At 71.3% G+C, this 14,281-nt stretch carries 11 protein-coding genes; 9 read left to right on the top strand and 2 right to left on the bottom strand.

Translation table 11 applies throughout. The features are described from left to right. Position 1 precedes the first annotated feature (1 nt). Genes HD601_RS29250 through HD601_RS29275 form a run of 6 tightly spaced genes read left to right on the top strand, consistent with a single transcriptional unit; the run spans position 2 to position 6,126 of the window. Positions 2-1,189 carry a CoA transferase gene (locus HD601_RS29250; RefSeq protein WP_184827964.1) on the top strand — a complete coding sequence of 396 codons (1,188 nt, stop codon included), beginning with the start codon at positions 2-4 and terminating at the stop codon, positions 1,187-1,189. Continuing rightward, positions 1,186-1,620, top strand: a complete 435-nt coding sequence (locus HD601_RS29255) for a MaoC family dehydratase (protein WP_184827966.1) — start codon at positions 1,186-1,188, stop codon at positions 1,618-1,620. Before HD601_RS29250 ends, HD601_RS29255 begins: the two co-directional genes overlap by 4 nt. Beyond that, positions 1,620-2,786, top strand: coding sequence for an acyl-CoA dehydrogenase family protein (locus HD601_RS29260; RefSeq protein WP_184827968.1), 1,167 nt, complete (start codon positions 1,620-1,622; stop codon positions 2,784-2,786). The genes HD601_RS29255 and HD601_RS29260 overlap by 1 nt, the downstream gene beginning before the upstream one ends. Then, the gene (locus HD601_RS29265) at positions 2,783-3,541 is read left to right on the top strand and encodes an SDR family NAD(P)-dependent oxidoreductase (protein ID WP_184827970.1); all 759 of its coding nucleotides are present in this window, start codon (positions 2,783-2,785) and stop codon (positions 3,539-3,541) included. Before HD601_RS29260 ends, HD601_RS29265 begins: the two co-directional genes overlap by 4 nt. Next, positions 3,538-5,070 carry a CoA-transferase gene (locus HD601_RS29270; RefSeq protein WP_221441414.1) on the top strand — a complete coding sequence of 511 codons (1,533 nt, stop codon included), beginning with the start codon at positions 3,538-3,540 and terminating at the stop codon, positions 5,068-5,070. Before HD601_RS29265 ends, HD601_RS29270 begins: the two co-directional genes overlap by 4 nt. Positions 5,071-5,079: 9 nt before the next feature. Next, positions 5,080-6,126: a LacI family DNA-binding transcriptional regulator gene (locus HD601_RS29275; RefSeq protein WP_184827972.1), complete on the top strand. Its 1,047-nt coding sequence runs from the start codon at positions 5,080-5,082 to the stop codon at positions 6,124-6,126. Between the two features lie 9 nt (positions 6,127-6,135). Here the strand turns inward: HD601_RS29275 and HD601_RS29280 are convergent, their stop codons facing one another. Next, entirely contained in the window at positions 6,136-7,725 is a 1,590-nt protein-coding gene (locus HD601_RS29280; protein WP_184827974.1) for a restriction endonuclease, read from the bottom strand. 406 nt (positions 7,726-8,131) lie between these two features. Between HD601_RS29280 and HD601_RS29285 the strand changes: the two genes are divergently transcribed. From HD601_RS29285 to HD601_RS29295, 3 genes are read left to right on the top strand one after another with little or no spacing between them, the layout of a single operon-like run. Further along, the gene (locus HD601_RS29285) at positions 8,132-9,547 is read left to right on the top strand and encodes an NAD(P)/FAD-dependent oxidoreductase (RefSeq protein WP_184827976.1); all 1,416 of its coding nucleotides are present in this window, start codon (positions 8,132-8,134) and stop codon (positions 9,545-9,547) included. 21 nt (positions 9,548-9,568) lie between these two features. Further along, positions 9,569-10,966 carry a glucose-6-phosphate dehydrogenase gene (gene zwf / locus HD601_RS29290; RefSeq protein ID WP_184827978.1) on the top strand — a complete coding sequence of 466 codons (1,398 nt, stop codon included), beginning with the start codon at positions 9,569-9,571 and terminating at the stop codon, positions 10,964-10,966. 27 nt (positions 10,967-10,993) lie between these two features. After that, on the top strand, positions 10,994-12,601 hold the full coding sequence (locus tag HD601_RS29295; RefSeq protein WP_184827980.1) for an MFS transporter: 1,608 nt from the start codon (positions 10,994-10,996) through the stop codon (positions 12,599-12,601). Positions 12,602-12,710: 109 nt separating this feature from the next. Here HD601_RS29295 and HD601_RS29300 read toward each other — a convergent pair whose 3' ends face one another. Next, positions 12,711-14,264, bottom strand: a complete 1,554-nt coding sequence (locus tag HD601_RS29300; protein WP_184827982.1) for a GMC oxidoreductase — start codon at positions 14,262-14,264, stop codon at positions 12,711-12,713. Positions 14,265-14,281 lie beyond the last annotated feature (17 nt).

Consider the following 14,281-nt stretch of genomic DNA (forward strand, 5'->3'; position numbering starts at 1 on the left):
CGTGCAGAGTCTTCCGCTGACCGGCATCCGGGTCCTCGACTTCGCCCACATGATGCAGGGCCCGTGGGCCGCCGAGATGCTCGGCGACCTCGGCGCCGACGTCATCAAGGTCGAGGTCGTGGGCAGCGGCGAACGCGGCCGGCAGTCCGGCACCACCTTCCTCAACGGCGTCAGCGCACAGTTCCTCGCGATGAACCGGAACAAGCGCTCGGTCGCCGTCGACCTCAAGACCGCCGCCGGCCTGCGGGTGGCCGAGGCGCTGGTCGGAACCGCCGACGTGCTGATCCAGAACTTCCGTCCCGGAGTCATGGAGCGGCTCGGCCTGGGCGTCGACCGGGTGCGGGAGTTGAACCCGTCACTCGTCTACTGCACGGCCAGCGGGTACGGCGCCGACGTGCCGGACCCGCGCAAGCCCGGCCAGGACCTGCTCGCCCAGGCCCGCACCGGCGCGCTCTGGCTCACCGGCACCGCCGAGGACCCGCCGACGCCGGCCGGCCCGTTCGTGGCCGACGTGCACGCCGCGACCATGCTGGCGCTCGGCGCGACGGCGGCGCTGGTCGAGCGGGTGCGGACCGGGCGCGGCCGGCTGGTCGAGGTCGACCTGGTCGGCGCGATGCTGCACCAGACCGTCCAGGAGGTGGTCGCGACGGTGAACTCCGGCGAGCCGCCGACTCGCCCGTCGTCGGTCCCGGGAAGCGCCTACATCGAGGCGCCCTACGGCGTGCACGCGACCGCCGACGGCTACGTCGCCATATCCCTGACGACCATGGAGGCGCTGGCCGAGGCCCTGGACGCGCGGGAGATCCTGGAGAAGTTCCCCGACAAGGAGGCCGCGACGGCCGGGCGCGACGAGCTGAACGCACTGGTCAGCGCCCTGGTCGCCACGCGGCCGGCGCAGGAGGTGCTGGACGCGCTCGACGCCGCCGGGGTCTGGTGCGCCCCGGTCAACGACCACCGCGCCATGACCACCGACCCCTACGTCCGCTGGGACCGGCGCCGGCTCGAGGTCGAACACGCCGTCGCCGGCACCGTCGAGCTGGTCGGCAACCCCATCACGCTCGACGGCGACCAGCTGCCGGCCCGCCGCCCCGCTCCCCTGCTCGGCGAGCACACCGCCGAGCTGTTGGCCGAGCTCGGCCTCGACGCCGACGAACTGGTGGCCGACGGCGTCGTGGAGGTGCCCCGATGACCACCACGTCCTGGTTCCCGCCGGTCGGGGCGCGCAGCACGTACCGCAAGACCGTCACTGAGTCCGACGTCGGCCTGTTCGCCGGCATCACCGGCGACTTCGCGCCGCAGCACACCGACGACGAGTACATGCGCTCCCGTCCGCAGGGCCGGCGCATCGCGCACGGCGTGCTGACGCTGGGCCTGACGTCGACGGCGGCGGCCCGGCTCTGCGAGGCGCATGGCGTGACGGCGGTGTCCTACGGCTACGACCGGGTCCGGTTCCTGCGCCCGGTCTACCTCGGCGACACCGTGACCGTCGACTACGTCATCGACCGCGTCGACGCCGAGGCGCGCAAGGCGTTCGCGGCGATGACGGCGACCACGGGCGGCGAGCCGGTCCTCGTTGGGACCCACGTCCTCTACTGCTACCCGCCGGAGGGAGACGCCTGATGCTGGATGCCGTCGACCACTTCATCGAGACGCGGGTGGCGCCGGCCGCCCGGGCCATCGACGCCGACGCCGACTTCTTCCCCGACCTGCTGACCGGTGCGGCGGCGCTCGGGCTGCAGGGACTCGTGCACGACGGCGCCGGCTCGCTCGACGTGTCGCGCATGGACCTCGCCCGCGAGGTGACCGAGCGCATCTCGGTGCACAGCCCGGCGGTGGCGCTGGGCGTCGCCGGGGCGCGGCTGTCGGCGTACCTGCTGGCCAAGTACGCGCCGGCGCACCTGCGGGAGCGGTGGGTGGCCTCGACGCTCGCGGCGCGGACGTACGGCTCGTTCGCCATCACCGAACCCGACGCCGGCACCGACGTGCGCGCGCTCAGCACCGTCGCGATCCCCGACGGCGACCACTACCTGCTGAGCGGGCACAAGTGCTGGGTCGGGTTCGCGCCGGTGGCGGACGTCGCGATCGTGCTGGCGAAGGTCGGCACGACGAACCGAGATGCCCCGATGGTCGCGCTCGTCGTCGACATGGCCTCCCCCGGCGCATCCGGGCGGCCCGGACCTGCGCTGTCCGGTTTCCGCGGCATGCCCAACGGCGAGCTGCACTTCGACGCGGTCCGGGTGCCGCGCGGCGACCGGCTCGACGTCGAGGGGTTCGCCGGCATGATGGACGGCCTCAACATGGCCCGCATCGACGCCGCCGCCTACGCGTGCGGACTGCTGCGCGGATCGCTGCTGGTCAGTCTCGCGCGGGCCAACGCGCGGCAGGCGTTCGGCCGGTCGATCGGCGACCTGCAGGTCATCCAGCGCAAGCTCGGCCGCATGGCCGCCGACTACCGCGCCGCCCGCGAGCTGACCCGGCGCGCGGCCGAGTCGTTCGCCCTCGGCGGTGGCGGCGACCAGGACGTCGTGTCGATGGCCAAGATGTTCGCCTCCGACGCCGCCCGCCGGCACACCGACGAGGCGATGCAGATCCACGGCGCCCTGGGCGTCGTCGCCGACGAGGACGTCAACCGCATGCACCGCGACGCCAAGGTCACGCAGATCTTCGACGGCACCAGCGAGATCCACGAGACCATGCTCGGTCGCCGGGCGCTGCGGATGCTGGCGCGCGGCGAGCCGCTCACGGCGTTCCTCGGTTCCGACACCCTCGAGGAGGCCCGCGTATGACCGAGACCCGACCACTCGCCGGCGAGGTCGCGCTGGTCACCGGCGCGACAGGAGCCCTGGGTGCGGCGATGTGCCGCGATCTCGCCCGGGCCGGCGCCGATGTCGCCGTCCACCACCTGGGCGAGGAGGCCGCCGCGAAGGCCCTGGCCGCCGAGCTGACCTCGTCGTTCGGCGTCCGGGCGACGACGGTGTCCGCGGACGTCACGTCGTGGGACCAGGTGGCCGAGGCGGTCGCCGTCGTCGCCCGCGAGCTGGGAACCATCACGGTCCTGGTGAACAACGCCGGTTTCATGGAGCCGGTGCGCATCGTCGACTCCGAGCTGGCCGACTGGCGCCGCACGCTCGGCGTCGACCTCGACGGCGTCTTCATCGTCACGCGGCACGTCCTCCCGGGGATGCTCGAGATGCACGGGCGCATCGTCAACGTGTCGTCGCAGCTGGCGTTCAAGGGCGCCGTCGACTACGTCGCGTACGCCACCGCGAAGGCCGGCGTGCTCGGCTTCACCAAGGCGCTGGCCCGCGAGGTGGGGCCGCGGGTGCGGGTCAACGCGATCGCACCGGGGCCCATCGACACGCCGATGGTCCGGCCCCACGCCACGCCGGAGTGGGTGCACGCCCGCACGCGCGACTCCGTCGCCGGCCGGCTCGGGGCGCCCGAGGAGATCGGTCCGGCCGTCGTGTTCCTGGCCGGGCCCGGCGCGGAGCTGATGCACGGGCAGACGCTGCACCTCAACGGTGGCGGAGTGATGGCGTGAGCGGACGCCGGCCGATCCGGTTCCTGACGGCGGCGGCCGCGGCCGACCTCGTCCAGGACGGGCAGACGCTCGCCGTCGGCGGGTCCGGCGGCGGCCTGCTCGAGCCGGACGCCCTGCTGGCGGCGCTCGGGCGGCGGTTCCGCGAGACGGGGTCGCCGCGCGGGCTGGACCTCGTGCACACGACGGGGATCGGTGACCGTGAGGGCGGCGGCATGGACCACCTCGCGCAGCGTGGGCTGGTGCGCTCCGTCGTCGCCGGCAACTGGGGCATGGCGCCCGCCATGAGCGCCATGGCCGTGGCGGGCGAGTTCGAGGCGTACAACTTTCCGCAGGGCGTCATGAGCCAGCTCTTCCGCGAGATCGCCGCGGGCCGGCCGGGCGTCGTCACCCACGTCGGGCTGGGCACGTTCTGCGACCCGCGGGTCGAGGCCGGCCGGCTCAACGACGTCAGCCCGCAGACCCGCGTCGAGGTGGTCGAGCTGGCCGGTCGCGAGTGGTTGTTCTACCCGGCGTTCGACCTCGACGTCTGCTTCATCCGGGGCACCACCGCCGACGAGCGCGGCAACCTCTCGTTCGAGCAGGAGGGCGCGCGGCTGGAGATGCTGGCCATCGCGCAGGCCACGCACAACCGCGGCGGCATCGTCGTCGCCCAGGTCAAGAACGTCGCGAAGGCCGGCACGCTGGACCCGCGGCTGGTCGTCGTCCCCGGCATCTGCGTCGACGTCGTCGTGCACCACCCGTCGCAGCGGCAGGTGGTCACGCACGAGTACAACCCGGCGTTCTCCGGCGAGGTGCGCGCCGCCGTGTCGACGCTGCCGCCGTTCGCCCTCGACGCCCGGAAGGTGGTGGCGCGGCGGGCGCTGGCGGAGATCTCGCCGGGCGACGTCGTCAACCTCGGGGTCGGGATCGCCGACGGCATCGCCTCGGTGGCCGCCGAGGAGGGCCGGCTCGACGAGTTCACCACGACCATCGAGCAGGGCGCCGTCGGCGGCATCCCCGCCCGCGGCGTCATCTTCGGCGTCGCGACCAACCCGGAGGCGATCCTCGACCAGCCGGCCCAGTTCGACTTCTACGACGGCGGCGGGCTCGACATCGCGTTCCTCGGGTTCGCGCAGGTGGACGCCGTCGGCAACGTCAACGTGTCGAAGTTCGGCTCGCGGGTGGTGGGCACCGGCGGCTTCGTCGACATCAGCCAGAACGCCGGCACCGTCGTGTTCTGCGGCACCTTCACCGCGGGCGGGCTGGACGTCCGGGTCGGCGGCGGCGAGCTGTCGATCCTGGCCGAGGGCCGGCACCCCAAGTTCGTCCCCGCCGTCACGCAGGTCACCTTCAGCGCGCGTGAGTCCGTCGCCCGCGGGCAGCGGGTCCGCTACGTCACCGAGCGGGCGGTGTTCGACCTGACGGCCGGCGGCCTGCGGCTGCTCGAGGTGGCGCCCGGCGTCGACGTGCGGCGCGACGTCGTCGAACACCTCCCGTTCCCCGTGCTCGTCGAGGACGTGAAGACGATGGAGCCCGAGTACTTTCAGTAGGTGCAGATGATGGACGACGACCAGGCCGCGCCCGAGCACACCCGTCGGCCGACCATCAAGGACGTCGCCGACCGCGCCGGCGTCACGAAGGCGACCGTCTCGAAGTACCTCAACCGCGCGCACGGCTACGCCATGGCGGCGTCGACCCGCGAGCGCATCAGGGCGGCCATCCAGGAGCTCGACTTCGAGCCCAGCCCGCTGGCCCGCGGCCTGACCCGCAGCGCCACGTCGACCATCGGCCTTGTGGTCGCCGACATCCGCAGCCAGTTCTACCCGGACCTCGTCGCCAGCATCCAGGCCGCCGCCGAGGCGGCCGGCTACACCCTGGTCCTCGGCAGCTCCGGCGACGACCCGCACCGCGAGCTCGACATCGTCCGTTCCATGGCCCACCGCCGGGTCGACGGGGTCGTGCTGGTGGCCGTGCGCTCCGAGAGCGACAACATCGACTACCTGCGCCGGCGCGGCATCCAGATCGTGCTGGCCAGCCGCGACCTGCCCGAGCTCGTCGCCGACACCGTCGTCGTCGACAGCCTGGCCGGTGGCCGGGCCGCGACCCGGCATCTGGTGTCGCTGGGGCACCGGCGGCTGGCGCACGTGGCCGGCGAGGCGACGGTGAAGCCGTTCGCCGACCGGCGGCGCGGGTTCGAGCTCGAGACAGCAGGGCTCGGCGCGGAGGTGCCGGTGGCGGTCGCGCAGTCCAGCATCGAGGGCGGCCGGGCGGCGGCGCTGCGGCTGCTCGACGTCGGCTCACCGCCGACCGGGATCTTCTTCGCCAGCGACACCATGGCGCTCGGCGGCCTCATGGCCTGCGCCGACCTCGGCCTGCGCGTCCCCGACGACGTCTCCATCGTCGGCTTCGACAACGTCACCGTCGGCCAGCTCCCCGGCATCGGCCTCACCACCATCGACAGCGACGCCGTCCGCGTGGGTGAGCTGGCGACGGAGCTGCTGCTCAAGCGCATCCCCGCCCCCCGCGACGCCGACCCCGCACCGACCTTGATCACCCGCCCGGCCGTCCTGGTCGAGCGCACCTCCGCCGCCCGTCCCCGTGCTTAGCCGTATCGGCTACTCGTGCACCGGCGAGTCCGGGAGGGGATCCTTCCAACCCTCCGGCGGAACGATCTTCGCGGCTGTTCCCGTGTGTTCCTCCAGGAGATACAGGAGATTCGCGCCATCGATGAGTTCTATCGGCTTGTTCTTCGCGAAATCGAACGACGCCTGTCCGTAGCCGCTCGTTGTCACCAGGATCCCCTTGCTGGCGCCTTCGTTCTGAAGCGTCCCGAACAGATCCCGAACGGCAGAGACCCCGACCGTGTGCCTGTACCGCTTGGCTTGGATGACGACCTTGCCGCCGAAGATCGGCCGTTGATCCCATGCGACACAATCGACTCCGCCGTCGCGAGATGCTCGGGTCTGTTTCGTATCCAGGCCCATCTTGGCGAACAGGTTCTGAATCAGGGACTCGAACTCACCGGGGCTGAGGTCCATGAGGTTCGTCCGCTGATCGAGGAGGGCCAAAGCATCAGACTCGGCAACGAAGCGCGGATCCACCATGTCGAACTCGAGTACGGGACGTACCGGCACCAGCTCTGCAGGACTTTTCGAAACACCCGCGGAGAGGTGCTTCAGGCAGGCCAATGGCTCAACCCGCCCAAGATCGAGCTCGCCGAAGGTGTCCCTGGTCGTCCGCAGAGTGACCAGGCACGGCTTGATCGGTCTGCCACTTCCAGGGTCGATCGTGTGGAGAACGCCGTTCAGCACCACCACATCCAGGTGACGGCCGCGATCAGCCTCGAACAGCTCGTGTACCGTGCGCAACGCGATCTGTGCGACCACGGACGCGTACGTCGCCCGCACCTGTGAAGCCGGCCGAGCAGTCTCGTTGACCTTGTCGGTGGACTTGACGTACCTGTATCCCTTGACGGCCGGGACGACGTCGACGGGCGGCAGTTCGTACTCCACCACCGCCTGTCGGGACTCCGGAACGTAAGCCAATTTGAACGACTGCGGGAAGCCCTCTGGGTAGTCCGAGGCTTGGAGGATCAGCTCGAAATAGTTGATGACGGCCTCGGGATCACCGCCTTCGAAATCCCGACGGAACGCATCGACCTCGGCGTGTTGGGCTGCTGCCTTCGCCTCCGCATCCCGAACTGCGGCAGCGTAGTCCTTCTGTCGCCGATCCAGCTCGGCAAGTCGTGAGCGTTCCTGACCTTGATGGGCCGTCAAAGCCGCTGCGTACGCGGTGTTGCCGGCTTCGACCGCCTTCTGGTGCTTCGTCTTTCCGAACACCTTGTTCAGTCCCGACGGTGATGGCGGAGCGAACTGCTCCGGCCGCGGCGGGTGGGCTGCACGTTCGAGTTCGGAGAACCGCCATCCCGGCAACCGCGGCGGCTGTTTGAGTGTCTCGAAGTCGAGGTGATCGTCGACGCCGAGCGTGTCCCGCAACAGGTCGTCCAAGGCCTTCATACGAGAGTCGAGTTCCTCGTTCATCACCTCGACGTCGGCAGCGCGACTCTCCACGTAGAGTCTCTTCCGTTCCTTCTCTTCTGCGGCAAGCCCCCGTGCGTAAGCCGCCCGAGCACGTTCCGCCTCCCGACGTGCCCTCGCCTGCTCGCGCGCCCTGGCTGCTTCTGCGCGAGCCATCTCACGCTGCATCTACACCAGACTTGCCGTGAATGAACGCCGTCGCGCCATGCTGCCCCTCGCCCCACATTGACCGTACGTATCGCCCAACTTGGTCATGGATTGTCGACCAGGGAGTGATCATCTGTCGAGATCCTTGAACGACTAGATTGCGATGCACCCCAACGTTCACTGGCATCCTCGAGCTGACACCTCGGACGGCCGCACCCACCTGCCTTGCCGATCTCCTGACGCGGTCCGGAGGTGGTTGAGGGATTGGTGTCGCCAGGGCGACACCAATCCCTCAACCACCCGTCGACGGGTCCCTGCGCGAACTGGAGCCGACGCGCCACTGTTCCGCCGGTCACATCGGGTCGATAGTTGTCACGTCGGAGGCCCGTACGCCGTCGTCAGGGTAGGAACACGAGGAGGCACGCAGATGCGCAGGATCCTGATCGTCGGTGGCGGCTACGCCGGCTTCTACACCGCGTGGCGGCTGGAGAAGAAGCTTCGCCGGGACGAGGCGGAGGTGACGCTCGTCGACCCGCGGCCGTACATGACGTACCAGCCGTTCCTGCCCGAGGTGACCGCCGGCTCGGTCGAGGCGCGGCACGTCGCGGTCCCGCTGCGGCGCAACCTGCGCCGCACCCGGCTGATCGCCGGCACCGTCGTCAACATCGACCACGCCCACCGCAGGGCGACGGTCCACCCGGCCGAGGGGCCGGAGCGAGAGCTCCACTACGACACCATCGTCCTGACGGCGGGCGCGGTGACCCGGACGTTCCCCATCCCGGGCGTCGCCGACGAGGCCATCGGGCTCAAGCACGTCGAGGAGGCCGTCGCCATCCGCGACCGGCTGCTGACGGCGTTCGAGCGCGCCGCCACCCTCCCGCCCGGCCCGGAGCGGCGCAAGCTGCTCACCGTCACGTTCGTCGGCGGCGGGTTCACCGGCGTCGAGGGCTTCGGCGAGCTGCTCTCGCTGGGCACCGCGCTGCTGAAGTTCTACCCGGAGCTGAGCTTCGACGACCTCGACTTCCACCTCGTCGAGGTCCGCGACCGCATCCTCCCGGAGGTCACCGACAAGCCCGGGCAGTGGGTGGTCGAGCACCTCGAGAAGCGCGGCGGGCACGTCCACCTCGGCACCAAGCTGGTGTCGGCCGCGGACGACCACATCGTGCTCTCCGACGGCACCGAGTACGACAACCACCTGCTCGTCTGGACCGCCGGCAACCAGAGCAACCCGGTCGTCGCGCGGCACACGGACCTGCCGGTGCACCCGGACGGGCTGTTCCAGGTCCGCGCCGACCTGCGGGTCGGGACCGACGACGCCCCCGTGCCGGACGCGTGGGCGGCCGGCGACAACGCCGCCGTCCCGGACCTCGCGTCGGACGTGCCGGGCGCCTACACCGTCCCGAACGCCCAGAACGCCGTCCGGCAGGGGAAGCGGCTGGCCGCCAACCTCGTCGCCGACCTGCGCGGACGCACGGTGAAGCCGTACGTGCACCACAGCCTCGGCACCGTCGCCACGCTCGGCCTGGGCAAGGGGATCTTCCAGTACCGCCGCATCGTCATCAAGGGCCTGCTGGCCTGGCTCATGCACCGCGGCTACCACGTGCTGGCCGTCCCGACATGGGAGCGCAAGGTCCGGGTCTTCCTGGTCTGGGTCGCGGCGCTGTTCTACGGGCGCGACATCGCGTCGCTGCTCTCGGTGCAGCACCCGCGGGCCGCGTTCGTCGCCGCGACCCTCGGCGCCCGCAACCGCCGCCCGGCCGTCGAGGCCGAGACCGGCCCCGCCACCTCATCCGGAACGGACGAAGCGGTCGCCGCGGCCCCGCGGGAGGGTGGGGGTAGCTGACCCGCACCGGTGGAGGTGGCCATGACGACGACAGGTACGAGCCCGGCCGACGTCCTCGTGGTCTTCGGGATCACCGGCGACCTCGCGCGGGTGATGACGTTCCGCTCGCTGTACCGGCTCGAGGCCCGCGGCCTGCTGACCTGCCCGGTCGTCGGCGTCGCCGTCGACGACTGGACGGTGGACCGCCTGGTGCAGCGGGCGCGCGCGTCGATCGAGGGGTCCGGCGAGCACGTCGACCAGGCCGTCTTCGACCGGTTCGCCGCCCGGCTGTCCTACGTCAGCGGCGACTTCACCGACGCGGCCACGTACGGGCGGGTGGGTGACGCGATCAAGGGTGCGGAGTCACCGGTCTTCTACCTGGAGATCCCGCCGTTCCTGTTCGGCACCGTCGTGAAGGGGCTGTCCGACGCCGGCCTGACGGAGTCGGCTCGCGTCATCGTCGAGAAGCCGTTCGGCCACGACCTCGCCTCGGCCCACACGCTGGCCGAGGAACTGCACCAGTACGTCGACGAGTCGCAGCTGTACCGGATCGACCACTACCTCGGGAAGATGGGGATCGAGGAGATCCTCTACCTGCGCTTCGCCAACTCGATCCTCGAGCCGGTGTGGAACCGCGACCACGTGCGCTGCGTGCAGATCACCATGGCCGAGAGCTTCGGCGTCGAGGACCGCGGCCACTTCTACGACCCCGTCGGCGCGCTGCGCGACGTCGTCGTCAACCACCTCATGCAGGTGGTCGCGGCGGCCGCCATGGAGGCGCCGGCCCGCGGCGACGTGCGCACCATCAAGGAGTCGCAGGTCGCGCTGTTCCGGGCCGTCGCCGACGCCGACCCGGCCCACTACGTGCGCGGGCAGTACGACGGCTACCTGGGCATCGACGGCGTCGCGGCGGACTCGGAGACCGAGACGTACGCCGCGCTGCGCCTCGAGATCGAGAACTGGCGCTGGTCGGGCGTCCCGTTCTTCATCCGCACCGGCAAACGGCTCGCGGCGACGCAGACCGAGCTGCGGCTGGTCTTCAAGCACCCGCCGCGGCTGGGGTTCTGGCCGGCCGAGAGCCGGCCCGGGTCGGACCAGATCGTGGTGCGGCTGGACCCGTCGACCGGCATCAGGGTCGTGCTCGACGCCCGGCGGGCCGACCGCCAGGGCGCGGCGCCGATCGGCCTGGACATGGAGTTCGCGGCCGAGGGCGGCGAGGGCCCGACGCCGTACGAGGTGCTGCTGCTCGCTGCGATGCGCGGCGAGTCGACGAGGTTCGCCCGGCAGGACGGCATCGAGGAGACCTGGCGGGTCATGCAGCCGCTGCTCGAGGCCGCGCCGCCGGTGCACCGCTACCAGCCCGGCACCTGGGGTCCGGCGGCCGCCGACGCGCTGACGGCCGGCGAGGGCGGCTGGCAGGATCCGTGGGTGTCGTCGTGACGACGGCCGGAAGGTAGGCGTCACGACATGGGCGCGCCGGCGCGCACGCCCCGCACGCCGGCGCGGCCAGGGCTGGTCCTCGGCGCGCTGATCCTGGTCGCGGCGGTGGCGAACCTCAACCTCGCGGTCGCCAACGTCGCGCTGCCCGACATCGGGCGGGCGTTCGGCTCGTCGCAGACCACGCTGGACCTCATCGCCGTCGGCTACTCGCTCGGGCTGGCGGCGTCGGTGCTGTACCTCGGCGGGCTGGGCGACCGCTACGGCCGCAAGCTCATGCTGATCCTGGGCGTGACGCTGTCGATACCGGCCTGCCTGCTGGCCGCGTACGCGCCGTCGGACGAGGTGCTGATCCTCGCGCGGGTGCTGGGCGGGCTGTCCGCCGGCATGGCCTACCCGACGACGCTGGCACTGATCACGGCGCTGTGGGCCGGTCCTGCGCGGACCAAGGCGATCGCGCTGTGGTCCGGCATCGGCGGCGCCATCGCCTCGCTCGGGCCGCTGCTGTCGGGCTGGCTGCTGGAGCACTTCTGGTGGGGCTCGGTGTTCCTGGTGACGCTGCCGCTGGCGGTGGTCGCGCTCGTGCTCGCGTGGCTGTTCGTGCCGAGCCACGTCAACGAGACCACCGACCCCGTCGACAACCTCGGCGGGCTGCTGTCGATCGTGCTCGTGGCATCGCTGGTACTGGCGATCAACTTCGCGCCGGTGCCGGGCAAGGGCGCGCTGGCCATCGGGCTGGCGGTGATCGCTCTGGCCGCGGGCGCGGCGTTCCTCCTGCGCCAGCGCCGGGCGCCGAACCCGCTCTACGACCTGACGGTGGCCGGCCGGCGCATCTTCTGGGTCGCCGCCGTCGCCGGGATCATCGTGTTCGGCACACTGATGGGTGCCATGTTCGTCGGGCAGCAGTTCCTGCAGAACGTGCTCGGCTACTCCACCTTCGAGGCGGGCCTGTCGATCCTGCCTGCCGCCATCCTGATGGTGCTGGTGGCGCCGCGGTCGGCCTCGCTGGTCGAGTCGCACGGGTCGCGGGTCGTCCTGCTGCTCGGCTACGCCTGCTGCCTGCTCGGCTTCGTCGCGATGCTGCTGCTGTGGGACCAGGACGCGTCGTACTGGGTGATCGGTCTCGCCTACGCGCTGGTCGGGGCGGGCGTCGGGTTCGCCGGCACGCCCGCGTCGCACGCGCTGACCGGGTCGGTGCCCGTGCACCGGGCCGGCATGGCGTCGGGAACCGCCGACCTGCAGCGCGACCTCGGCGGCGCGATCATGCAGTCGATCCTCGGGGCGCTGCTCACCGCCGGCTACGCGTCCGCCGTCTCGGCCGCGATCGCCGCCGCGCCCAACAAGCAGGACATCACCGACGGCGTGCAGACGGAGCTGATGAACTCCTTCGCGTCGGCCGAGGCGACCGCCCAGCAGTACCCCCAGTACGCCGACGCCATCACCTCTGCCGCCGCCCAGTCCTTCCTCGACGGCGCCGACTGGGCCTACATCGCCGGGATCGTCGCCATCCTCATCGGGTCCGCGCTGGTCAGCCTGCTGTTCCCGGTCAAGGAGGACGAGTCCCGCCTCCTCGCCGAGTACCACGCCGCCGACGCCCGCACCCTCCCCGAGGCGGTCCCCCCACCCGACGACCCCTGAGGCGACCCCTCCCCAGAAGTTGATCTTGGAGTAACCGCGGAGTCACCGCCCGATTCGCCCGATTGATCCCGCGTTACTCCGAGATCAACTCGGGCCTGGCGAACCGCGCCTAGTTCAGGCGGTCGAGGAGGTGGTCGCCCACCCGCAGCGCGTTGGCCATGACCGTCAGCGCCGGGTTGACCGCGCCGATGCTCGGGAAGAAGCTCGTGTCGACCACGTACAGGTTGTCCAGCTCGTGCGCCTTGCAGTTCCGGTCGAGCACCGACGTGGCCGGGTCGCTCCCGAACCGGGCCGTTCCGGCCTGGTGGGCGCAGCCGGCGACGGGGACGTCGTTCTTCATGTAGACGTCGCGCGGGATCAGGTGGTGCGGGTGCATCCCGAGGTGCCCCAGGTGGCCCTTGACCCGCTTGTACAGCTGCTCGAGCGGCTCGCGGTTGTTCGGCGTGTAGTGGAGCACGACGTCGCCGGTGGGGCTCAGCGTCACCCGGTTGTCCGGGTCGGGCAGGTCCTCGACGGAGAGCCAGAAGTCGACGGCGTGCTCGGCGACCTCGTCGAGGGCGAACATCGGCGCCAGGTTCGCCAGCACGGGCTTCTCGCCGCGGTACATGGGCGCCGACGACTTGCCGACCATCTGCACGTTGCCCATCGGGTACTCGAAGTCGTCGTCGCCGAAGTAGTAGTCGTTGAGGCCCAGCGTCTTCTGGAACCGGGTGTCGTTCTTCTCCGTCGACACCGCCAGGAACGCGCGGCTGTTGTGGAACAGGTAGTTCCGCCCGACCTGGTCCGACCCGTTGGCCAGCCCACCCGGATGCCGCTCACCAGCGCTCGCCAGCAGCAGTTTCGCCGTGTTCGCCGCCCCCGCCGCCACGACGACCACCGACCCCGTGAACCGCTGCTCGACCCCGCCGACCGCAGCGACCACCGTAGTCACCGTCCGCCCGGCCGGGTCCGTCTCGAGCCGGCGCACCTCAGCGTTGCGCACGAGCGTCACGTTCGGGTGCCGCAGCGCGGGCCGGACGGCGACGACGTCGGCGTCGGACTTCGCGTGCACCAGGCAGGGGAAGCCGTCGCAGGTGGCGCACCGGATGCAGGCGCTGAGCTCCGGCCGGGCCTCGTCCAGCATGATCCCGCTCGGCGCGTGGAACGGGTGCAGCCCCGTGTCGGCGAGGTCGTCGAAGAGCCGCTGGATGCGCGGCTCGTGCGACACCGGCGGGTAGGGATAGGGCGACGGCGACGGCGGCTCGGTCGGGTCCTCGCCGCGGGCGCCGTGCACCTGGTACAGCTGCTCGGCCTGCGTGTAGTACGGCTCCAGCTCGTCGTAGCCGATGGGCCAGGCCGGCGAGACGCCGCCGTGGTGGCGCAGCTCGGTGAAGTCGCGCTCGCGCAGCCGGTACAGGGCGGCGCCGTAGAACTTGGTCGCACCGCCCACGTAGTAGTGGATCTGCGGCTGGAACGGCTTGCCGTCGCCGTCGTACCAGGTGTCGGCCGACACGTACCGGTTGTCGACGAAGACCGCCGCCGCGTCCCAGTTCTCGATCTCGCGCGGCAGCCAGTCGCCGCGCTCGAGGATGAGAACGCGCTTGCCCGACGGTGCCAGCCGGTGCGCCAGCGTGCCCCCGCCGGCCCCGGATCCCACGATGATGACGTCGTACTCGTCGGCCATGACGGCCCCCTCAGCGA

Source organism: Jiangella mangrovi (assembly GCF_014204975.1).
GTDB classification, from domain to species: Bacteria; Actinomycetota; Actinomycetes; order Jiangellales; family Jiangellaceae; genus Jiangella; species Jiangella mangrovi.

Excerpts from the sequence above, each read along its gene's own strand:
- HD601_RS29255 (WP_184827966.1), top strand. The coding sequence starts at position 1,186 with ATGACCACCACGTCCTGGTTCCCGCCGGTCGGGGCGCGCAGCACGTAC.
- HD601_RS29260 (WP_184827968.1), top strand. The coding sequence starts at position 1,620 with ATGCTGGATGCCGTCGACCACTTCATCGAGACGCGGGTGGCGCCGGCC.
- HD601_RS29265 (WP_184827970.1), top strand. The coding sequence starts at position 2,783 with ATGACCGAGACCCGACCACTCGCCGGCGAGGTCGCGCTGGTCACCGGC.
- HD601_RS29275 (WP_184827972.1), top strand. The coding sequence starts at position 5,080 with ATGGACGACGACCAGGCCGCGCCCGAGCACACCCGTCGGCCGACCATC.
- HD601_RS29280 (WP_184827974.1), bottom strand. The coding sequence starts at position 7,725 with ATGCAGCGTGAGATGGCTCGCGCAGAAGCAGCCAGGGCGCGCGAGCAG.
- HD601_RS29285 (WP_184827976.1), top strand. The coding sequence starts at position 8,132 with ATGCGCAGGATCCTGATCGTCGGTGGCGGCTACGCCGGCTTCTACACC.
- zwf (WP_184827978.1), top strand. The coding sequence starts at position 9,569 with ATGACGACGACAGGTACGAGCCCGGCCGACGTCCTCGTGGTCTTCGGG.
- HD601_RS29295 (WP_184827980.1), top strand. The coding sequence starts at position 10,994 with ATGGGCGCGCCGGCGCGCACGCCCCGCACGCCGGCGCGGCCAGGGCTG.
- HD601_RS29300 (WP_184827982.1), bottom strand. The coding sequence starts at position 14,264 with ATGGCCGACGAGTACGACGTCATCATCGTGGGATCCGGGGCCGGCGGG.